Below are 20697 nucleotides of genomic sequence, written 5' to 3'. Positions count from 1 at the left end.
CGGGAGGGCCCGGTAGGGGTCGGGAGGGCTTCTCACGGGGCCGAAAAGGCCCTTCGGGTCCGGGGAGGGCTTCTGCGGGCCCGGGGCCTTTCGAGGATCGGGGCTTTCACGGATCGGGGCCTTCGAGGATCGGGAAGGCCGCGGAAAGCGCGGGGTCACTTCACGGCGCCCACGGTCACGCCGCGGGTCAGGGTGCGCTGGAAGATGAGGAAGAAGACGACGGCCGGGAGGATGCCGAGCAGCGCCGAGGCGCTGGACATCGTCGCGTCCATCATCTTGTCCCCCTGCAGGACGCCCAGCGCGACCGGGACGGTCTGGTTCTCGTTGGAGATGAGGAAGATCAGCGGCAGGAAGAACTCGTTCCAGGTCCAGATGAAGAAGAAGACGAGCAGCACGCTCAGCGTCGGTGAGCTGATCGGCACGACGACCCGCCACAGGGCCCGCCACTTGCCCGCCCCGTCCAGGGCCGCGGCCTCCAGGATCTCGCGCGGGAAGCGGCCGAGCACCGAGGAGAGCAGGTAGGTGCCGAACGCGCTCTGGATCACCGTGAAGATGATGATCATCCCGAGCCGGGTGTCGTACAGGCCCACCTGCTTGGACAGGTAGTACAGCGGGTAGACCAGCGCCTCCTGCGGGAGCGTGTTGGCCACCAGGAACAGCACCAGGATCCACATCCGGCCGCGCACCCTGCCGATGCCGATCGCGTACGCGTTGAACACCGACAGCACGGTGGCCAGCACGGCCACCGAGCCGCTGATCAGCAGGCTGTTCCAGAGCTTGCCGCCGAAGTCGACCCGGTTCCAGAACTCGACGATCCCGTCGAGGTACAGCGAGCCGGGCAGGCTCAGCGGGCCGCCCGCGGAGTATTCGGCCGGGGACTTCACCGCGTTGAGCGTGACGATGGCGAACGGCACCAGCATCACGACGGCCAGCACGACCAGCGCGGCCAGGACCGAGTATTTCCGGATCATGCTTCCCTGTCCTGAACCCGGAGGAACAACACCGTCACCACGATGATCACCAGGGTGAGCACGGTGGCGATCGCCGAGCCGTATCCGACGTTGGCCTTCTCGAAGAAGTTCTGGTAGCTGAAGTAGGACGGCACCAGCGTGGCCCCGCCCGGGCCGCCCCGGGTCAGCACGAAGATCGGCCCGAAGACCTTGAGGGCGGCGATCGTGCAGGTCAGCAGGACCACGTAGATCTCCGGCCGGATCTGCGGGATCGTGATGTGCCAGAACCGCCGCCACCACGACGCGCCGTCCATCTCCGCGGCCTCGTACAGCGCGGGGTCCACCCGCTGCAGCCCGGCCATGAAGATGACCACCGGGTAGCCGATCTGGAACCACACCATGATGGCCATGACGCTCGGCAGCGCCCAGTCCGGGTCGCCGAGCCAGTTCCTCGGCTCCATCCCCAGCAGGGCGAGGAACTCGTTCAGCGCCCCGAAGCGCGGGTGCATGATCCAGCCCCAGACGATGCCGGCGACCGCGACCGGCAGCACCTGCGGCAGGTAGTACGCGGCCCGCAGCGCCCCGGCCGTGCGGGGGCCGAACCTCCTGCCCACGTGGTCGAAGAGCGTGGCCGCCAGGACCAGCCCGACGATCGTCGGGACGATCGCCATCGCGACGATCAGCGCGACGTTGTTGCGGAAGGAGGTCCAGAACCGCGCGTCGGCCAGCAGCCGGGAGTAGTTGTCCAGCCCGATCCACCGGGGATCGCCGATCCCCTGCCACCGGGTGAAGCCGATCCCGACGTTCATCAGGAACGGCACCGCGACGACCGCGGTGAACAGCAGGGCACCGGGCAGCAGGAACACCAGGTACCCGCGGTCACGAGACCTCTGCATCGGAGGTCTCCTCTCTGTGTCTCCACACGTACGGGACCCCGTACGTCGCCGGGCCGCGCGGGCCGGTCGTGCTCGGTCGTGGCCGGGCCACGCGGTCGGGGGCGTGCTCAGTTGCCGAGGTCGGCGAGGTTCTCCTGGTACGGCGCGGCGAGCTCGTCCAGGACCTCGGCGGAGGACTTGGACCCGTTGACGAGGTTCTGCAGCCCGGACACGAGCACGTCGTAGTAGCCGGGGGCCGGCCAGTCCGGGTAGAACGCCAGCCGGTCGGAGGACGAGAGCGTGTTGAAGTTCTCGATCAGCTCCTTGCTCTTGGCGTCGGTGATCGCGGCCGTGTCGGCCGCCACCGGGATGCCGCCGGAGTTGCCCAGCAGGTTCTGGATCTCCTTCTTCATCGTGATGTCGATGAAGTCGTAGGCGAGGTCCTTGTTCTTGGCGTTCTCGGGGACGACCCAGACGTTGCCGCTGGACCCGGCGCTCATCGTGCCGCCCGGCCAGAGGAACGAGCCCCACTCGAAGTCCTTGACGTCGCTGACGAAGCGGCCGTACCACCAGCTGCCGGAGATCAGGATCGGGTGCTTGCCGCCGATGAAGGACACGCCCATGTCCTCGGCCTTGACCGCGGCGGAGTCCTTGCCGATGTAGCCCTTCTTCACCCAGTCGGCGAAGGTGTCGGCCGCGTAGGTGAACTCCGGCCCCTTGAAGTCGACCTTGCCCTTGTAGAGCTGGAAGGCGTCCACCCAGGGCCGCTGCGCCTTGCTCAGCGCGAGCTGGTAGAAGATGTGCTGCGCGGGGTACTCGGCGCCGCCCATCGCGATGGGGGTGGTGCCCTTCTTCGCGAACGTGTCGAGGACCTCGATGAACTCCTCGAAGGTGGTGGGCACCTCGACGCCCGCCTTCTTGAAGGCGTCCTTGTTGTAGTAGACCATCACGTACTCGGCGTAGTTCGGGACGCCGTACCAGTTGCCCGAGCCCATGACGCCGCGCTCGTCGTACCTCGCGGTGGTCTGGAGCGAGGGGCTGAGCAGCTTGTCCCAGCCGCGCCTGGTCACCTCGGGGGTCAGGTCGGTGAGCAGCCCCTGCTTGGACAGCAGCCCGGCCGTGGCGTTGCCCTTGTTGTACTCCATCACGTCCGGGGCCTCGTCCGAGTTGAGGATCATGCCCGCGGACTGGCGGATCTGCTCGAACGCCTTCTCCTCGAACTTCACCGTCACCCCGGGGTGGGACGCCTCGAACTGCTTGACGGCCTCGGTCCAGGCCTTGCCCATCGCGCTGTCGGCGGCCTCGTAGTGCCAGAGCTTCAGGACGCGGGGACCGTCCGCGGCGGGTGACTGCGCCGCGGGCTCGGTGCCGCCGCAGGCGGCCAGCGCCACGACCGCCGCCACGACGGCGACACCCGCTCTCAGGTTGAGCATGGTTCTTCTCCTAGGTGGTGGTGATGACGACCGGGACGTCGGTCCCCACGAATTCGACGCCCGCGATCCGCGCGCTCCCCGAGACGGTCACCCGCAGGCCCTCCCCGTCCGGGACGGAGGTGATCACGGTGTCCCCGTCGAGGTCGGAGACGGTGGTGCGGCCCTGTCCGACGCCGTACGCGACCAGGGTGATCTCCCCGAACGGCCCGTCGCCGACGGTCCCGCCCGGGTCGGCGAGGACGGGGATGATCGCGCCGTGCCGCGCGTACAGCGGGATGCGGTCCAGCGGAGTGGCGGCCGTGACGTACCGGCCGCCGGTCAGCACCTCGCCGGTCCAGTGGTCGACCCACTCGCCCGCGGGCAGGTAGACCTTCCTGACCTGCTCGGGCGAGGTCATCGGCGCCACCAGCAGGTCGCGGCCGAGCAGGTACTCCAGGTCGGCCTGCCAGGCCACCGGGTCGTCGGGGTGGTCGACGCACAGCGCCCGCATCATCGGCGCCCCGGTCCTGGCGGCCTCCACGGCCGCGCTGTAGATGTACGGCATGAGCCGGTAGCGCAGCCTCAGCGCCTCCACCGCCTCGGCCTCCACCTCGGGGAACTCCCACGGCTCCCGGCTGGTGGTGCCGTGCAGGCGCAGCAGCGGGGACAGGGCACCGAACTGGGTCCAGCGGACGTACAGGTCGTCGGTGGGACGGCCGGTGAACCCCCCGGCGTCGTGGCTCCAGAACGGGATGCCGGACAGGCCGTGCGCCAGCCCGCCGCGCAACGTGCTGGCCATGGCCGGGTAGCTGGTGTAGGTGTCGCCGCTCCACTGCGCCGCGTGCCGCTGCCCGCCCAGGTACGACGAGCGCGCCCAGACCATGCCGTGCCCGGCGACCTCGCGGGTCACCTCCGAGACGACGTCGTTGAACAGCAGCGTGTAGACGTTGTGCAGGTCGGTGCCGGACATGCCGTTGGCCGCCACGGCGTCGTGCGGCACGCCCTCGGCGAAGTCGGTCTTGAAGACCTGCACGCCCTGCTCCAGCAGCGGGCGGAGCAGCCCCTTGAACCACTCGACGGCGGCGGGCGAGGTGAAGTCGACGATGCCGCAGGCCGGGTACGAGCCGTGCCAGCAGTCCGCGACGTACACCTCACCATCCGGATTTTTCAGGAAAAATCCGTTCTCGGCGGCCTCAGGGAAGGCCGGGCTGAGGTGGGAGACGTAGGGGTTCATCCACAGGCAGACCTTGAAGCCCATGGCGTCCAGCTCGGCCAGCATGCCCGCGGGGTCGGGGAAGCCGCCGGCGTCCCAGCGCAGGTCGGACCAGTGGCCGTCGGTCTGCCAGTAGGTGTCCAGGTGCAGCACGTCGCAGGGGATGCCGCGCTCGCGGATCGTGCGCGCCCTGTTCATCACCCGCTCCTGGGTGTCGACGAAGAACCCCGAGGAGATCCAGGTGCCGAACGCCCACTTGGGCGGGAGCTGCGGCGCGCAGGTCAGCAGGTCGAACCGGCCGAGCACCTCCGGCGGGGTGGGACCGGCGATCACGTAGTAGTCGATGAGGTCGTCCGGGACCACGATCTGCACGCAGCTGTGCGTGGTCTGGCACACGTCGAACTCCACCGGCGCCCCGCTGTCCACCAGCACGCCGTAGCCCCTGCTGGACAGGTAGAACGGCACGTTCTTGTACGCCCGCTGCGACTCGGCGCCGAACGCGTCGAAGTTCCACATCAGGGGGCGCTGGCCACGCTTGTCGAGCCGGGTGAAGGACTCGCCGAACCCGGTGAACGCCTCGTCGGCCCCGGCCACGAAGCTCTCGTGGTAGCCGGCCACCGTCCCGCCCGAGGCCGAGCGGCCGAACGGCAGCGTGCGCAGCCGGCCGCTGATGTCGGTGTGCCCCCGGTCCTGCTCCAGCAGCGGCGCCCCGCTCGCGTCGGTGAACCTCAGGTGCCAGGGCGACAGGGTGATCTCCGCGCGGAGCGAGCCCGCGTCGAGCAGGATCGTCCCGTCCCGGTTCTCCACCCGGGCCCCGGCGAACTCACCCGGCGTGACCATGGAGATCGCCGGGGCCGACCGGGTCCGCGCGTCCGCGTCCTGGCCCAGCCTGACCCGGATCACGCCCTCGCCCGCCACACCGACCTGCACCAGGAGCGTCTCCTCGGCGGTGGTCACCGCCTTGAGGATCACCCCGGCCTCGTCGGAGGCCACCGGCTCCGCCGAGATCAGCGCCGACAGTCCCTCCTCGCCGTGCGAGCGGACGGGCAGCTCCGGCGGATCCGCGACGAAGTACTCGTGCGCGACCAGCGGGGGACGGTAGGGCATGGGAACTCCAGAGCTCGACGTGCGGCTGCGGAATTAGTTTTACGTCCAAACCAACAAACGTCAATGGCGGGGCACGCCCCGCGGTCCGGTCCGCCGGGCGCCCGGACCGGAGAGGACGAGCGATCCGGCTCTTGAACGGAACCGGTGACCCGTGATAATTAGTTTAGTTTGCATCCAAACAAAGGGGCGAGCGTGGACTGGCCTGGACGGACCGGCGGGCTGTACTACGGCGGGGACTACAACCCCGAGCAGTGGCCCGAGGAGGTCTGGGAGGAGGACGTCGCGCTGATGCGGCGGGCCGGGGTCAACCTGGTCAGCGTCGGAGTGTTCTCCTGGGCCCGGCTGGAGCCCCTGCCCGGGGTCCACGACTTCGGCTGGCTCGACCGCGTCCTCGACCTGCTGCACGAGGGCGGGATCGCCGTCAACCTCGCCACCCCCACCGCCTCGCCGCCGCCCTGGTTCGGCCTGGCCCACCCCGACGCCCTCACCGTCACCGCCGACGGCACCCGGCTTTCCCACGGCAGCCGCGACACCTACTGCGTGCACGCCCCCGCCTACCGGGACGCCTGCCTGCGGATCGCCGACGCCCTCGCCGAGCGCTACTTCGACCATCCCGCGCTGGCCATGTGGCACGTGCACAACGAGTACGGCACCGTCTGCCACTGCGACCACGCCGCGGACGCCTTCCGGGTCTGGCTGCGGGAGCGGCACGGCACCCTGAAGGCGCTGAACGACGCCTGGACCACCTCGTTCTGGAGCCAGCACTACTCGGCCTGGGAGCAGATCACCCCGCCCCGCGCCACCCAGTACCTGCCCAACCCCTCCCAGGTGCTCGACTTCCGGCGGTTCGTCTCCGACGCGATGCTCGACCACTTCCGTGACCAGAAGGCCGTCCTGCGGGACATCACCCCGGACATCCCGGTCACCACGAACTTCGTCCTCGGCGACTGGGTGCCGGTGAACCACCGGCACTGGGCCGACGAGGTCGACGTGGTGGCGATCGACCACTACCCCTCGGCCGACCCCCCGGCCGAGACCGCGTTCGCCGCCGACCTGGCCCGGGGCTGGGCCTCCGGGAAGCCCTGGCTGCTGATGGAACAGGCCGTGGTCACCTACACCGGCCCCCGGATGGTCGCCAAACGCCCCGGGGAGATCACCCGGCTGAGCCTGTCGCACGTGGCACGGGGTTCGCGGGGGGCGATGTTCTTCCAGTGGCGGGCCTCGCGGGGCGGTGCGGAGCTCTGGCACGGGGGCATGGTGCCGCACGCCGGGCCCGACTCACGGATCTTCGAGGAGATCTGCGAGCTGGGCGCGCTGCTGCCGACCCTGGTGGACGCCTGCGCCGCCCCGGTCGAGGCCGGGGCCGCGATCCTGGTGGACTCCGAGGCGAACTGGGCCCTGCAGGCGCCCGGCCTGCCATCGTCCGAGATCGCCTACACCGACGCGGTACGCCAGGCCCACCGGGTGCTCTACCGGCACGGCGTCACCGCAGACCTGGTGCACCCCTCGGCCGACCTGTCGGCGTACCCGCTCGTGCTCGTCCCGGCCCTGTACCTCGTCTCCGACGCCGACGCCGGCAACCTGCGTCGCTACGTCGCCGACGGCGGCACGCTCGTGGTCTCCTACCTCAGCGGCGTCGCCGACGAGCACGCCCGCGTCCGCCTCGGCGGCTACCCCGGCGCCCTCCGCGACCTCCTCGGCATCAGGGTCGAGGAGTTCCACCCCCTCCCGCCCGACGTCGCCCTCACGCTCTCGGCCCCCGACGCCCCCGACGCCCTGAACGCCCCGGACGACCCGGATGTCCCGGACGACCACACGGCGACCTTCCCGGGTCCCCGGGGGGAGACCGGCACGTTCTGGAGCGAGCACGTCCACCTAGAGGGCGCCGAGGCGCTGGCCGTCTACACCGGCCCGCACGCCTCCGGCACCCCCCTCGACGGACAGCCCGCGATCACCCGCCACTCCCACGGCTCCGGCACGGCCCTGTACGTCTCCACCCGCCTGTCCGACGACGCCTACGCCCGCCTGCTGGGCCTTACCCCCGCCCCCGTGGAACTCGTCCGCCGCGGCGACTGGTTCTTCGCCGTCAACCACGGCGACGAGGAGCAGAAGGTGGAGGGCGTCACCCTCCCCCCGGGCGGCTTCGCCGTACGGACGCACGACGACCTGGACCTCGACCGTTCCGCCTCCCGCCCCCGGGAGTGGCACTGACCTTCGCGGGGGATCGGGACCGGGTGGCGGCGTCCCCCCGCGGGACGGATCGCCGCCCGGCTGCGCGATCAGCCGCTGTAGGAGACCCAGCCGTACTCGTACTGGGTCCAGCCGTTCTCGTCCCCGCTGTGCTTGCGGCCGGTCATCACCTGGCCGGCGCCGGCCATCGAGTCGTGGTTGTTCTCCCTGACCCAGTCCCCCAGCTGCCTGGCGTGGATCTGCACCGGCTTGCTCTGCAGGTACAGCGCACCGCTGTAGTAGACGGTGTCGCCGTTCTCGTCCCCGTCGTGCCGGATCCCGACGATGGCCCGGTTCTCCGGGGCACGGTAGTCGTGCTCGTTCTCATCCTTCACGGTGCCCCAGAAGTCCAGCTTGAGCACCGTGACCTGGACGTTGTCGATGAAGATACGCCCGCACCGGAACGTGGTGTCGCCGTTCTCGTCGCCACGGTGCGCGCGGCCGATCAGCACCTCGTTCGCGGGGCAGGTGAACTTGCTGTTCGACTGTTTCAGGGTCGAGCTGTGCCCGAGGCGGACCTCGATCGTGGGCTCCGCGACGGCCGCGGCAGGGGCGGCGGGGGCCAGGGTGAGAGCGGCGAGGGCCGCCGCCAGCGCGGCCGGCAGAGACTTCTTGAGCATGTTCGTGTCCTTACGAGAGCCTGTGGTGAGCAGGCTCCATGGTCGGCCGTCACGACGGCGCCCGTCGTCCGCCTGCAGGCTGAGCGCGCGTCCGCCTGCGTGGTGATCCACCCCGCGAGCCCGCGTGGCGGGCCGTGCGGTGACCCGCCGGCGTCACCCGGCGGGCGTCACGACAGGAGCCGGGAGGCGAGCAGGACGCCGAGCGTGACCAGCAGCACGACCTTGAGGCATTCGGCCGCGATGTAGAGCAGGTGATGGTGCGAGCGCGGCGGGTTCCCGCCCTCGATGATCTGCCGGGCGCGGCGGTCCAGGCGAGGCCGCAGCACCGTCACCTGGACGACCAGCAGCACCCAGAGGGCGATGAGCACCGTCGTCGCGACGTCTCCGAGGGCGAGGCCGCCCGCGCCGAGGAGCAGTGTCAGGGTGAGGACGACGGCCAGGACGAGTTCCGCGACGTTGAGCGCCCGGAAGACCAGGCGGCCGATGCCGAGCCCGAGCGGCACGGTGATGCCGGGCGCGCGGAACTTCAGCGGCGCCTCCAGGAACGAGATGGCCAGCACCATCCCGAGCCAGAGGAACGGGACGGCGATCTGCGTCACGGCGGCGAGGGGGGTGTTCACGGCCGCAGGAACGCCAGGACCGCGTCGGTGAACTCGCGGGGCCGGACGTCGTGCACCAGGTGCCCGGCCTCGACGGTGACGACGCGGGCGTCGGGGATCCGCCGCGCCATCTCCGCGATCAGGTCCTGCGGCACGTGGCTCAGCGACCCGCCCGCCACGATGAGGGTCGGCGAGGTGATCCGGCCGAGCCGGTCCGACCACACCGGGTCGGGATCGTCGATCTGCTTCTTGACGGCGAGCACCATCGCCCAGTCGAAGGGCAGTGCCCCGTCCGGCCTGACCGGCACGGTCCGTTCCCGGGGCAGCGGCGCCGAGACGTCCTCCAGGACCAGGCGCTCCACCCGCTCGGGGTGGTCCTCGGCGAACAGGTACGCCACGAACCCGCCCAGCGAGTGCCCGACCAGGGTCACCCGGTCGAGCGCCAGGGCGTCCAGGAATCCGAGCACGTCGTCGCGCATGAGTTCCAGGGAGTAGTCACCGGGCCAGGCGCTGTCCCCGTGCCCGCGCAGGTCCAGGGCGTGGACCCGCCAATGGGGCTCGAAGGCGGCCACCACGCCGTCCCAGTCGGCCGCGGTCCTGCCCAGCGCGTGCAGCAGGACGAGCGGCGGGGCGTCGACGGCTCCGGACACCCGGTACGCGAGCCGGATCCCGTCCACGTCGACCGCGCGGTGGTCGGTCATGCCCCGACGATACCGACCGTGTCGGTCGGGCGTGCGTGCGGCCATCCCTCCGCAGAGCTCCCGGCGGCGGCGCCGGTCCGGTTCACGGTGGACGGCACGCCACCGGCCGCGCCCGCGTCCCTGCCGGGGATCCGGGGAGCACCGGCGGGTGGCGTCCGGAGGACGATGCAAGCGGCCGTCTAGCGGGATGCAATGATCCGCTGACACCATCGGGACTGCTTTGAAGGAGGCTCCCGTGCGTCGTTCCATCCCCCTGGCTCTCATCGTCGCGATCATCGCGCTGTCGGGGACACTGTTCTCTCCCGTCCAGGCCGCGACCGGGCCGTGCCGGCCCGGTGAGGGCGCGAACCTGCGCGGCAGGGACTTCACCGAGGGCGCCCGGCTCCCGGCGAACCTGCGCTGCGCCGACCTGACCAAGGCGAAGCTGGACGGGGTGGACCTGACCCAGAAGGACCTCACCGGCGCGATCCTGCACGGCGCCTCGCTCAAGCAGGCCGACCTGACCCAGGCCACGCTGAAGTACGCCGACCTGCGCAGGGCCGACCTCACCGAGGCCGACCTGGGGCAGATGCACGCCGACCACGCCGACCTGCGGGACGCGGTCATGGTCGACGCCGAGGCGGGGCAGGCGTACTTCCCGCACGCGGACCTGTCGAGGGTGGCGCTGACCAGGGCCGAGCTGACCCAGGCGGACTTCACCAACGCCAAGCTGATCGACGCCGACCTGGAGGAGAGCACCCCCGGCCAGCTCAAGGGGCGCAAGGCCGACTTCACCCGGGCCAAGATGCACGAGGCCAAGATGGGTCAGGCGAACCTGCGCAACGCCACCCTCAAGGACGCCGACCTCAGGGAGGTCACCTTCACCCAGGCCGAGCTGGACGGCGCCGACTTCACCGGGGCGCTGGTCGAGGGCGCGTCCTTCGTCCAGGCCGACGACGCCGACCTCACCGGCTCCAAGGGCACCCCCACGGGCCTGGACCCCTCGACGCCGATCACGGTCCCCGACCTCGGCATCTTCTCCGGCGAGCCGTCGGACTCCCCGTCGGCCGCCGCCAGGGGCGGTGGCGCGTCGGTGGGCCTGATCATGGTCGTGGTCAGCGCGGTGGGCCTGGCACTGACCGTGGTGGCCTGGGGGATCAGCGCCCAGGGACGCACCCGGCGGGCCCAGCGGTTCGCGCTGATGCGCCACGGCGCCGAGGAGGACATCACCCGGCTGGGCGAGGAGATCGACCAGCTCGACTACGAGTTCCAGCTCGGCGGGCGCGGCGGGATGACCGCCGACCGCGACTGGCGGCACGCCCTGGACGCGTACGAGGCCGCCAAGCAGGCCCTGTCGATCGCCAGGCGCCAGGAGGAGCTGCACTTCGTGGCCCAGGCCGTCCAGGACGGCCGGAACGCGCTGAACCGCCTGCGGCCCAAGGTCCGCTGACCCCTCCCCCGCGCCGGCCGGAAGGCCCGCCGGGGGCGGGGGCCCGGAGCGGTCAGATGCCGCTGGGGGTCATCGGCTGCATCAGGCGGCGGGCCGCCTCGGTGACGGAGCCGGACAGGGAGGGGTAGACCGCGAACGTGTGGGCGAGCTGGTCGACGGTCAGCCGCTGCTGGACGGCCACCGACACCGCGAGGATCAGCTCCGAGGCCCGGGGGGCGACCACGACGCCGCCCAGGATGATGCCGGTGTGCGGGCGGCAGAACAGCTTCACGAAGCCGTCGTTGAAGCCCTGCATCTTGGCGCGGGCGTTGGTGGCCAGCGGGAGCTTGACGATGTTGGCCTCGATCTCCCCGGCACGGACCGCCTTCTCGGCGACGCCCACGGCGGCGATCTCGGGGTCGGTGAAGATGGCGGAGGCCACCGTGGCCAGGCGGAGCGGCTGCACGGCCTCGCCCAGGGCGTGCCAGACGGCGATCCGGCCCTGCATGGCGGCCACCGAGGCGAGCATCAGCACCCCGGTGCAGTCCCCGGCCGCGTAGACGCCGGGCGCGGAGGTGCGGGAGACCTTGTCCACCTGGACGAACCCGCCGGGGGCGAGGGTGACCCCGGCCTCCTCCAGGCCGATCCCCGCGGTGTTGGGGACCATGCCGACCGTCATCAGGCAGTGGGTGCCCTCGGCGGTGCGGCCGTCCTCCAGGGTGACGACCACGCCGTCGGCGGTGCGCTTGACGGACTCGGCGCGGGAGCGGCCCATGACGTTCATGCCGCGGCGGCGGTAGACCTCTTCGAGGACCTCGGCGGCGTCGGCGTCCTCGTTGGGCATCATGCGGTCGCGGGAGGAGACGAGGGTGACCTCCGAGCCCAGCGAGCGGTAGGCGCCCGCGAACTCCGCGCCGGTGACGCCGGAGCCGACCACGATGAGGTGCTCGGGCAGCTCCTCCAGGTCGTACAGCTGCCGCCAGGTCAGGATGCGCTCGCCGTCGGGCTCGGCGCCGGGCAGGATGCGGGGGGTCGCGCCGGTCGCGACGATGACGACGTCCGCCCGGATCGTCCGGTCCCCGGCCCTGACCACCTGCGGGTCGACCAGCCGCCCGGGGGCGGTGACCACCTCGACGCCCTCGGCGGCCAGCCGGGCGGCGATGTCGGCGGACTGCGCGCGGGCCAGCTCCTTGACGCGCCTGTTGACCAGCGGCATGTCGGCGATGACGCCGCCGACGTCGCCGTCGGGGCCGCCGGTGTAGTGCACCCCGAGCATGCTGGCGTCCAGGAGCGCCTGCTTGCGCACGGAGGTGGCGATCAGCGTCTTGGACGGCACGCAGTCGGTGAGCACGCACGCCCCGCCGGGGCCGTCCTGCTCGACCACGGTGACCCGCGCCCCCAGTTGGGCCGCCACCAGCGCCGCCTCGTATCCGCCGGGACCGCCACCGATGATCACTATCCTCGTCACATGTACCATTCTCCCGCATGACGGGAGCGACCGTCGCTCCGCGTCCCGTCCAATCGCGAAAGCCCCTGGAAACCCCGCGCCACCCGGGGATGTCGGCGCGCCTTCCCCGCCGGGCGATCGTCCGGCCGATCTTCGATTAGTGTTGGGCACCGTGCCTGTCTACGCCGCTTACGGCAGCAACATGGACCCCAAGCAGATGGCCCAGCGGGCCCCTCACTCCCCGATCAGGGGAACGGGCTGGCTCCAGGGCTGGCGCCTGACCTTCGGCGGGAACGACCTCGGCTGGGAGGGCGCGCTGGCCTCCATCGTCGAGGACCCGGCCGACCAGGTCTTCGTCGTCCTGTACGACGTGCCCGAATGGGACGAGAGCTCCCTCGACCAGTGGGAGGGCGCGGCGCGCGGCCTGTACCACAAGGTCAAACTCCGGGTGCAGACCCTGGAGGGCGAGGTCCTGGCGTGGTTCTACGTGCTGGACGGCTACGAGGGCGGCCTGCCCTCGGCCCGCTACCTCGGCATCCTGGCCGAGGCCGCCGAGCGCGCGGGCGCCCCGGACGACTACGTCAGGGGTCTGCGCGGCCGGCCCTGCACCTCCCTGGGAGGCTGACGCCCGCCGCCCGCGGCGGTGACCGGTACGCTCGGTGAGGTGACCAACGACCCCTACGCCCTCGCCACGGACGCCGCGGACGCGCTGAGAGGCGCCGTCGGAGTGGACTCCTTCGACGTCGCGCTCGTGATGGGCTCCGGCTGGGTTCCGGCCGCCGACGCGATCGGCGAGACCGTCGCCGAGATCCCCGTGACCGACCTGCCCGGCTTCCTGCCGCCCGCCGTGCAGGGGCACGCGGGCCGGATCCGCGTCGTACGGACCCCGGCGGGCAGGAACGTGCTGATCTTCCTCGGGCGTACCCACCTCTACGAGGGCCGCGGGGTGGACCCCGTGGTGCACGGGGTGCGGACCGCGATCAGGGCCGGGGCGGGCACGATCGTGCTGACCAACGCCGCCGGGGGGCTGCGCCCGGAGACCCAGGAGGTCGGCGAGGCGGTGCTGATCAGCGACCACATCAACCTGACCGGTGCCAGCCCGATCACCGGCGCCACCTTCGTCGACCTCACCGACGTCTACAGCCCGCGCCTGCGCGCGCTGGCCCGCGAGGTGGACCCGTCGCTGACCGAGGGCGTCTACGTGGCCTTCCGCGGCCCCACGTACGAGACCCCGGCCGAGGTGCGCATGTGCCGCATCCTCGGCGGCGACATGGTGGGCATGTCCACCGTGCTGGAGGCGATCGCGGCGCGCGAGGGCGGCGCCGAGGTGCTGGGCGTCTCCCTGGTCACCAACCCGGGCGCCGGGCTGGTGGGCGAGCCGCTCAACCACGAGGAGGTGCTGGAGGTGGGCCGTGCCACCGCCACCCGCATGGGCGGTCTGCTGGCCAGCGTCGTGGGCAGGCTGTAGGACGGGCCGGCGGCAGGCTCCGGCGACCACCCACGGCCTCGGCCTCCGAGAGGTGATGCATGAACAGCGACCTGGCAGGGCTCGCCCGATCCTGGCTGGCCCAGGACCCCGACCCCGACACCCGCGCGGAACTGACCGGCCTGCTGGCCGGCGGTGACGACGACGCGCTGCGCGAGCGGTTCGGCTCCCGGCTGGAGTTCGGGACCGCCGGGCTCCGCGGCGAGCTGGGCGCCGGGCCCAACCGGATGAACCGGGTGACGGTCATGCGCGCCGCCGCCGGCCTGGCCCGCGTCCTCGGCCCGGGACGGCACGTCGTGATCGGCTACGACGCCCGGCACAAGTCCGACGCCTTCGCCCACGACACCGCGGCCGTGCTCACCGGGGCGGGGCTGCGCGCCTCGCTCCTGCCCGGCCCGCTGCCCACCCCGGTGCTGGCCTTCGCCGTCCGCCACCTCGGCGCGGACGCGGGCGTGACGGTCACCGCCAGCCACAACCCGCCCCGGGACAACGGCTACAAGGTCTACTGGGGGGACGGCTCCCAGATCGTGCCGCCGATCGACGCGGAGATCTCCGCCGCCATCGACGCCACCGGGCCGGTCTCCGAGCTCCCCCTGGGCTCCCCCGGCGACCCGGGCTGGACCACCCTGGACGACGGCGTCGTGGCCGCCTACCTGGAGGCGCTGACCGCCCTGCCGATCGGTGAGGCCCGCGGGCTGCGGGTGGCGTACACCCCGCTGCACGGCGTGGGCGGCGCCACCCTGGCCAGGGCCTTCGCCGCGGCCGGGTTCGAGGCGCCCGCGACCGTGGCCGAGCAGGCCGAGCCGGATCCCGACTTCCCGACCGTCGCCTTCCCCAACCCGGAGGAGCCCGGCGCGATGGACCTCGCGCTGGAGCTGGCCGCGCGGACCGGCGCCGACCTGGTGCTGGCCAACGACCCCGACGCGGACCGCTGCGCGGTGGGCGTGCCGCTGCCCGGCGGCGGCCACCGGATGCTGACCGGCGACGAGCTGGGCGCCCTGCTCGGCGAGCACGTGATCCGGCACACCTCGGGCGACGACCGCCTGGTGGCGACCACCATCGTGTCCTCGTCACTGCTCGGCAAGATCGCCGCCGCGCACGGCGTGCGCTACGCCGAGACCCTGACCGGCTTCAAATGGATCATGAAGGCCGGTGCGGGACTGGTCTTCGGGTACGAGGAGGCACTGGGGTACAGCGTCGGCTCGGGGGCCGGGCTGCCCGTGCACGACAAGGACGGCATCGGCGCGGCGCTGACCGTGGCCGGGATCGCCGCCGAGGCCCGGCTGGAGGGCCGGAGCCTGCTCGACCTCCTGGACGACCAGGCACGCCGCCACGGCCTGCACGCCACCTCGCAGCTGTCGTTCCGGGTGGCCGACCTGTCGCTCATCGCCGGCGCGATGGCCCGCCTGCGGGCGACGCCGCCGGCGCGGCTCGGCGGTCGCGAGGTCGAGTCCGCCGACGACCTGAGCGAGGGGGCGGGCGGGCTGCCGCCCACCGAGGGGGTGCGTTACCGGCTGTCCGGCGGCGCCCGGGTGGTCGTCCGCCCCTCGGGCACCGAGCCCAAGCTCAAGTGCTACCTGGAGGTGGTGATCCCGGTGGGCGGCGAGGTCTCCGAGGCCCGCGCGCGGGCCGCCGCCGAGCTGGACGCCCTCAGGGCGGACCTCGCCGGGACCCTCGGGCTCTGACGTCCCCCGGGGCCGCGGAGGCCCCGGGGTCCGCGCGTGCGGGCTTCAGACGAGGAAGGCCGCGATCGTCGGCAGGGCCGCGACCGCGAGGGCGGCCAGCGCGGTCGGGGCCCAGGTCGTCCGGGGCGCGCCCGCCCCGGTGCCGTCCCCGGTGGACGCCGTGACCCCCGTGGACGGCACGGCTCCGGTGGACGCCGTGCCCTCGGAGGCCGTGCTCTCGGAGGCCGTGGCCCCGGGCACCGGTGCCGCGGTGGACGCCGCGGTCCCGGACGCCATGGTCCCTGATGCCGCGGTCCCGGACGCCGGTGCCCCGGTGGGCGCAGGTGCCGCGGTGGTCTCCCGTGCCCGGGCCGCACGCCGGGCCGCCTCGGCGCGCTCGGTGATCTGCTGGGCCACCCAGTCGGCGTGGGTCCTCCCGGCCACCGCCTCGGCGGCCGCCCGCTCCCCCTTGGAACGGACCGGCTCGGTCTCGAAGCGGCCCCGCCGTCCCGGGACACCGGCCTTGCGGGTCACGGCGGCCCGCTCGCGGGCGGAGACGTGCGGCACCCAGCAGCGGATCTTCCGCTCGCCGGAGACGATCGTGATCGAGTGCGAGACCGTGACCCCGTCCACCGCCCGCCAGGGCACGAAGGTGTTCCGCAGCGGGTTGCGGACCAGCACCCCCTCCTCGGACAGCACGAGCGCCGGGCGCAGGCAGGTGAGAAAGACCAGCGCGGTCAGCACCGCCAGCACCGCCGCGGCGACCATCGAACTCCGCCCGCCGTAGCGGACCACCAGGTCGACCGCGTTGAAGGCGGCGAAGGCCATCCAGACCCAGCCGACGATCACCGCGAAGGTGGAGCGGAACACCTGCTTCATCGGAGAGAACTCACTTCGCCGGTACGAACCCGCTCACGCCTGCCACTTGAGCCGCGCGAACCCGGGCTTGATGACGCCGTTGATGAGCGACAGGCGCTCGTCGAACGGCAGGAACGCCGACTTCATGGCGTTGACCGTGAACCACAACATGTCGTCCCACCCGTAGCCGAACGCCTCCGACAGCTTGGCGAACTCCTCCGACAGGGACGTCCCGCTCATCAGCCGGTTGTCGGTGTTGACGGTCACCCGGAAGTTCAGGCGGCGCAGCAGCCCGATCGGATGCTCGGCGATGGAGGCCGCGGCACCGGTCTGCAGGTTGGACGTGGGGCACATCTCCAGCGGGATGCGCTTGTCCCGGACGTAGGCGGCCAGACGGCCGAGCTTGGGTTCGGCGTCGTCCTGGACCGAGATGTCGTCGATGATGCGGACGCCGTGGCCGAGCCGGTCGGCGCCGCACCACTGGATGGCCTGCCAGATGGACGGCAGGCCGAACGCCTCACCGGCGTGGATGGTGAAGTGGGCGTTCTCCCGCTGGAGGTACTCGAAGGCGTCGAGGTGGCGGGTGGGCGGGTAGCCCGCCTCCGCGCCCGCGATGTCGAACCCGGCCACCCCGGCGTCGCGGTAGCGGACCGCGAGCTCGGCGATCTCCATGGACCTGGCCTGGTGGCGCATGGCGGTGAGCAGGGTCCCCACCCGGATGCCGCGTCCCGCGGAGCCGGAGGCGAAACCCTCCTGGACGGCCTCGATGACCTCTTCCAGGCTCAGGCCGGCCGAGGTGTGCTGCTCTGGCGCGAAGCGCACCTCGGCGTAGACCACGCCGTCGGCGGCCAGGTCCTCGGCGCACTCGGCGGCGACCCTGATCAGCGCCTCGCGCGTCTGCATGACGCCCACGGTGTGGTCGAAGGTCTCCAGGTAGCGCTCCAGCGAGCCGGAGTCGGCGGACTCGCGGAACCAGGCGCGCAGGCTCTCGGTGTCGGTCGCGGGCAGCCGGTCGTAGCCCGTCTCCCGGGCCAGATCGATGATGGTCTCCGGTCGCAGGCCACCGTCGAGATGATCGTGGAGCAGCACCTTGGGGGCCAGGCGGATCTGCTCGAAGGTGGGTAGCTGACTCATCTCACCAGCCTACCGCCGGGGTCCGGCGGGCGGTCATCGCCTCGGCCGGCACGACGGGCGTCGCGGCGGGTGCCCGGGTCAGTCCTCACGGCGGGCGGCCTCGGGGGCGAAGGCGGGCAGGCAGACGGCGACGTACTCGGCGCCCTCGGGACCGGCGCTGTAGCGGATCCGCTCCCCCGGCTCGCAGCCGAAGGCCTGTCCCGCGCCGACCTCGGTGACGCCCCCGTCGTGCTCCACCAGGACCGTGCCGGAGAGCACGAGCGTGTACTCGGCGAACTCGGGGGTCTGGGCGGGCTCCTCCCACCCGGCGGGGGCCTTCATGTGGGCGATCGAGATCCGCTCGTCACCGCTGTTGACCCGGCCGACGTACTCGTCGATCATCTTGCCGCCCGGGACGGGAATCCGCGTCGCGCCCTCGATTTTGCGTACCATCGCACCAGTCTGGCACCGGCGCGGTGGTCACCGTGCGCGGCACCCGCCGCGCGGGACCGGGCCGCGCAGGACGGGGCCGGTGCGGCCGGTACGGTCGTGCCGTCGGTGCTGTCGGTGCCGTCGGTGCCGTCGGTACGGTCAGTGCGCGATGTCGACGACCAGCCGGTTCGGGCTCTTCTGCTCCAGCACCCGGAAGGCGGCCTTGCGCTCCAGGACGACGCCGACGCCCACCACGGCCTCGAAGTCGCCGGTCCTGACGACGTTCCGCACGTTGCCGAGCCCGGCCTGGAAGATCGGCCCGCCGGTCCAGGTCGGCGTGCCCGCCTCGGTGTGCGCCGCGGCCGGGGTCATCGTGAGCTGGAGGTAGGCGCCGCCCTTGACGTCGATCGGGTCGCCCGACCCGTCCTGGACCAGCTCCGCCACCCAGCGCGCGGTGTAGCCGGGCAGGTCTCCCTTGAGGTCGATCACCACCCGGTCGAACCCCGGGTGCTCGGCGAACCGGGCTCCGGTGACGATCGGCGTGGTGCCGGTCGTCCGGTCGACCTCGATCTCCTTGGTGCTCGTCGGTGGACGCAGCCCGGCGGGCGCGGCCACGGAGGGCGTGGCCGTCGCGCCGTCCGCCGGGGTCGTGGCCGCCGGAGCCCCCGAGGAGGGGGTCGTGGTCTGGGTGGTCGTGCCACAGGCCGCCAGCGCCAGCAGGGGAGCGAGCGCGAAGGGGACGAGGGTGCGGTTCATGGTGAGCCTCCTGCCCCGTTAGATGCCCAGGTGGGACGCGGCTCTCACCCCCGTCGCCCACCTGTGCCCTGGCCGGATCGTGACAGCCGTCCGAGGGACGAGTCAAGCACCGCGCCCCGGTCGTGGCGGCGCGTCGCGGTGGGCCGGGCGAACAGGGCGCCGCCGCCGGGCCCCTGTGACCGGCGGCGGCGCGCCCGCGACCCGGCGGGGTCCCCGGGGGTCCCGGGGGTCCCGTGTCCCCGTCCCCGTCGTCCCCGTCGTCCCCGTCGTCCCCGTCGTCCCCGGCGTTCCTGTCCCGGGCCGCGAGTCGTCCGCGGGTCCGCGCCGAGGCGTACGGACCCGCAGGAGAGGTCCTAGACCGCCTCCAGGACCGCCTCCTCCTCGGCGACGGCGAGCGGGCGGCGCGCCCGCAGGCCGGTCAGGGCGATCACCAGGCCGGCCAGGGCGAGGATCCCGGAGACCATGATCGCCGCGCGGAAGGAGCCGATCGGGTCGGCGCCCGTGCCGGAGGTCAGCACGGCCGTCACGACGGCCAGCACGACCGCCCCGCCGACCTGCCCGGAGGTGTTGAGCAGCCCGGAGGCCAGCCCCTGCTCGTCGTCGGCCACACCGTTGGTGGCCTGGATGTTCAGCGCGGGGAAGGAGAGCGCGAACGCGATGCCCAGCAGCACCATCCCGGGGATGATCAGCGTGGACAGGCTGGGGTCGGCGTTCAGCCGGAGGAAGAAGGCGTACCCGGCGGCCAGGGCGGCCGAACCGACCACGATCAGTTTCGCGGTGCCGAACCGGTCGGCCAGCGCGCCCATCCGGGTGGAGGTCACCGCGACCAGCAGTCCGGCCGGCAGGAAGGCCAGCGCGGTCTGCAGGGCCGACCAGTGCAGGAAGTTCTGGAAGTACTGCATGGCGACGAACTGGAAGCCGACGTAGGAGCCGAACAGGATCACCAGCCCGAGGTTGGCGCGGACGATCGGGCCGGAGCGCAGGATGCCCAGGCGCACCAGCGGGTGCCTGACGCGCCGTTCGGTGATCACGAAGGCGGCCATCAGCGCGGCGGCGCCCAGCAGCGAGGCGATCGTGCGCGGCGAGCTCCAGCCCGCGTCGGGCGCCTCGACCACGGCGTAGACCAGCAGCAGCATGGAGCCGGTGATGGTGATCGCGCCGAGCAGGTCGTGGCCGCTCTCGGCGCGCTCCTCACGGCGCTTGGGCAGGTACTTCAGGGCCGCGACCAGCGCGATGATCGCGACGGGGACCGGCATGAGGAACGTCCAGCGCCAGCCGAGCTCGGTCAGGAAGCCGGAGATGACCAGTCCCAGCGAGAAGCCGCTGGCGCCGGAGGCGGTGAAGAAGCTGAGGGCCCTGTTGCGGGCCGGGCCCTCGGCGAAGGTCGTGGTGATGATGGAGAGCGCCGCGGGCGCGGTGAAGGCGGCGCTGACGCCCTTGACGAAGCGGGCCGCGATCAGCAGCGTGCCGTCGTCGACGAGGCCGCCGAGCAGGGAGGCCACGGCGAAGACCGCGAGGGCGACCAGGAAGACCCTGCGACGCCCGAGCAGGTCGGCGGTCCGGCCGCCGAGGAGGAGCAGGCCGCCGTAGCCGAGCACGTAGCCGCTGACCACCCACTGCAGCGAGGAGGTGGACAGTCCCAGGTCCGCCTGGATCGACGGCAGGGCCACGCCCACCATGGAGACGTCGAGGGCGTCGAGGAAGACCACGGCGCAGAGCACGGTGAGCGCGGCCCACAGCGCGGGACTCCAGCGCTCGTCATCCGGTGAAGTCGATGAGGAGGTCATGACGACCGAGAATACATGCAGCCGCATTTAATGCAAGAGA

Annotated in this window: 18 protein-coding genes; 5 read left to right on the top strand and 13 right to left on the bottom strand. The window is 72.3% G+C overall.

Annotated features, from left to right (window positions below):
- Positions 1 to 155: 155 nt before the first annotated feature.
- The 4 genes from ACIBCT_RS03965 to ACIBCT_RS03950 all read right to left on the bottom strand — a co-directional run bounded on the left by ACIBCT_RS03965 (position 156) and on the right by ACIBCT_RS03950 (position 5557).
- Positions 156 to 971 carry a carbohydrate ABC transporter permease gene (locus tag ACIBCT_RS03965; RefSeq protein WP_399185880.1) on the bottom strand — a complete coding sequence of 272 codons (816 nt, stop codon included), beginning with the start codon at positions 969 to 971 and terminating at the stop codon, positions 156 to 158.
- Entirely contained in the window at positions 968 to 1846 is an 879-nt protein-coding gene (locus ACIBCT_RS03960; RefSeq protein ID WP_399185879.1) for a carbohydrate ABC transporter permease, read from the bottom strand. The genes ACIBCT_RS03965 and ACIBCT_RS03960 overlap by 4 nt, the downstream gene beginning before the upstream one ends.
- Positions 1847 to 1953: 107 nt before the next feature.
- Positions 1954 to 3258, bottom strand: coding sequence for an ABC transporter substrate-binding protein (locus tag ACIBCT_RS03955; protein WP_399185878.1), 1305 nt, complete (start codon positions 3256 to 3258; stop codon positions 1954 to 1956).
- Between the two features lie 10 nt (positions 3259 to 3268).
- Positions 3269 to 5557 (bottom strand): TIM-barrel domain-containing protein, encoded by a 2289-nt coding sequence (locus ACIBCT_RS03950; protein ID WP_399185877.1) that lies wholly within the window; start codon positions 5555 to 5557, stop codon positions 3269 to 3271.
- A gap of 192 nt (positions 5558 to 5749) precedes the next feature.
- Between ACIBCT_RS03950 and ACIBCT_RS03945 the strand changes: the two genes are divergently transcribed.
- Positions 5750 to 7768 carry a beta-galactosidase gene (locus ACIBCT_RS03945; RefSeq protein ID WP_399185876.1) on the top strand — a complete coding sequence of 673 codons (2019 nt, stop codon included), beginning with the start codon at positions 5750 to 5752 and terminating at the stop codon, positions 7766 to 7768.
- Positions 7769 to 7836: 68 nt separating this feature from the next.
- Here ACIBCT_RS03945 and ACIBCT_RS03940 read toward each other — a convergent pair whose 3' ends face one another.
- The 3 genes from ACIBCT_RS03940 to ACIBCT_RS03930 form a co-directional block, all read right to left on the bottom strand.
- Positions 7837 to 8406 carry a hypothetical protein gene (locus ACIBCT_RS03940; protein ID WP_399185875.1) on the bottom strand — a complete coding sequence of 190 codons (570 nt, stop codon included), beginning with the start codon at positions 8404 to 8406 and terminating at the stop codon, positions 7837 to 7839.
- Positions 8407 to 8573: 167 nt separating this feature from the next.
- Complete coding sequence (locus tag ACIBCT_RS03935) at positions 8574 to 9026, bottom strand: hypothetical protein (RefSeq protein ID WP_399185874.1); 453 nt, start codon at positions 9024 to 9026, stop codon at positions 8574 to 8576.
- Positions 9023 to 9706, bottom strand: coding sequence for an alpha/beta fold hydrolase (locus tag ACIBCT_RS03930; protein WP_399185873.1), 684 nt, complete (start codon positions 9704 to 9706; stop codon positions 9023 to 9025). The genes ACIBCT_RS03935 and ACIBCT_RS03930 overlap by 4 nt, the downstream gene beginning before the upstream one ends.
- A gap of 235 nt (positions 9707 to 9941) precedes the next feature.
- On the opposite strand from ACIBCT_RS03930, the gene ACIBCT_RS03925 reads away from it, so the two are divergent.
- On the top strand, positions 9942 to 11135 hold the full coding sequence (locus ACIBCT_RS03925) for a pentapeptide repeat-containing protein (protein ID WP_399185872.1): 1194 nt from the start codon (positions 9942 to 9944) through the stop codon (positions 11133 to 11135).
- A gap of 52 nt (positions 11136 to 11187) precedes the next feature.
- Here ACIBCT_RS03925 and ACIBCT_RS03920 read toward each other — a convergent pair whose 3' ends face one another.
- Complete coding sequence (locus ACIBCT_RS03920) at positions 11188 to 12582, bottom strand: NAD(P)H-quinone dehydrogenase (protein ID WP_399185871.1); 1395 nt, start codon at positions 12580 to 12582, stop codon at positions 11188 to 11190.
- A 151-nt stretch (positions 12583 to 12733) separates the two neighbouring features.
- Between ACIBCT_RS03920 and ACIBCT_RS03915 the strand changes: the two genes are divergently transcribed.
- From ACIBCT_RS03915 to ACIBCT_RS03905, 3 genes are read left to right on the top strand one after another with little or no spacing between them, the layout of a single operon-like run.
- Positions 12734 to 13186, top strand: a complete 453-nt coding sequence (locus ACIBCT_RS03915) for a gamma-glutamylcyclotransferase (protein WP_399185870.1) — start codon at positions 12734 to 12736, stop codon at positions 13184 to 13186.
- Between the two features lie 39 nt (positions 13187 to 13225).
- The gene (locus ACIBCT_RS03910) at positions 13226 to 14029 is read left to right on the top strand and encodes a purine-nucleoside phosphorylase (protein ID WP_399185869.1); all 804 of its coding nucleotides are present in this window, start codon (positions 13226 to 13228) and stop codon (positions 14027 to 14029) included.
- Positions 14030 to 14088: 59 nt separating this feature from the next.
- On the top strand, positions 14089 to 15732 hold the full coding sequence (locus tag ACIBCT_RS03905; RefSeq protein WP_399185868.1) for a phospho-sugar mutase: 1644 nt from the start codon (positions 14089 to 14091) through the stop codon (positions 15730 to 15732).
- Positions 15733 to 15777: 45 nt separating this feature from the next.
- On the opposite strand, the gene ACIBCT_RS03900 is transcribed toward ACIBCT_RS03905, so the two are convergent.
- The 5 genes from ACIBCT_RS03900 to ACIBCT_RS03880 all read right to left on the bottom strand — a co-directional run bounded on the left by ACIBCT_RS03900 (position 15778) and on the right by ACIBCT_RS03880 (position 20657).
- Positions 15778 to 16590, bottom strand: coding sequence for a PH domain-containing protein (locus tag ACIBCT_RS03900; RefSeq protein ID WP_399185867.1), 813 nt, complete (start codon positions 16588 to 16590; stop codon positions 15778 to 15780).
- A gap of 33 nt (positions 16591 to 16623) precedes the next feature.
- On the bottom strand, positions 16624 to 17703 hold the full coding sequence (locus ACIBCT_RS03895) for an adenosine deaminase (protein ID WP_399185866.1): 1080 nt from the start codon (positions 17701 to 17703) through the stop codon (positions 16624 to 16626).
- A gap of 78 nt (positions 17704 to 17781) precedes the next feature.
- Positions 17782 to 18135, bottom strand: a complete 354-nt coding sequence (locus ACIBCT_RS03890; protein WP_399185865.1) for a cupin domain-containing protein — start codon at positions 18133 to 18135, stop codon at positions 17782 to 17784.
- Positions 18136 to 18273: 138 nt separating this feature from the next.
- Positions 18274 to 18870 carry a hypothetical protein gene (locus ACIBCT_RS03885; protein WP_399185864.1) on the bottom strand — a complete coding sequence of 199 codons (597 nt, stop codon included), beginning with the start codon at positions 18868 to 18870 and terminating at the stop codon, positions 18274 to 18276.
- A gap of 353 nt (positions 18871 to 19223) precedes the next feature.
- Positions 19224 to 20657 carry an MFS transporter gene (locus ACIBCT_RS03880; protein WP_399185863.1) on the bottom strand — a complete coding sequence of 478 codons (1434 nt, stop codon included), beginning with the start codon at positions 20655 to 20657 and terminating at the stop codon, positions 19224 to 19226.
- Positions 20658 to 20697: the final 40 nt, after the last annotated feature.

The organism is Streptosporangium sp. NPDC050855, assembly GCF_044456585.1.
In the GTDB taxonomy this organism is placed as follows: Bacteria; Actinomycetota; Actinomycetes; order Streptosporangiales; family Streptosporangiaceae; genus Streptosporangium; species Streptosporangium longisporum.
The sequence above is the reverse complement of the archived record's forward strand: the minus strand, read 5'-3'. Positions and strand labels throughout refer to the sequence as shown.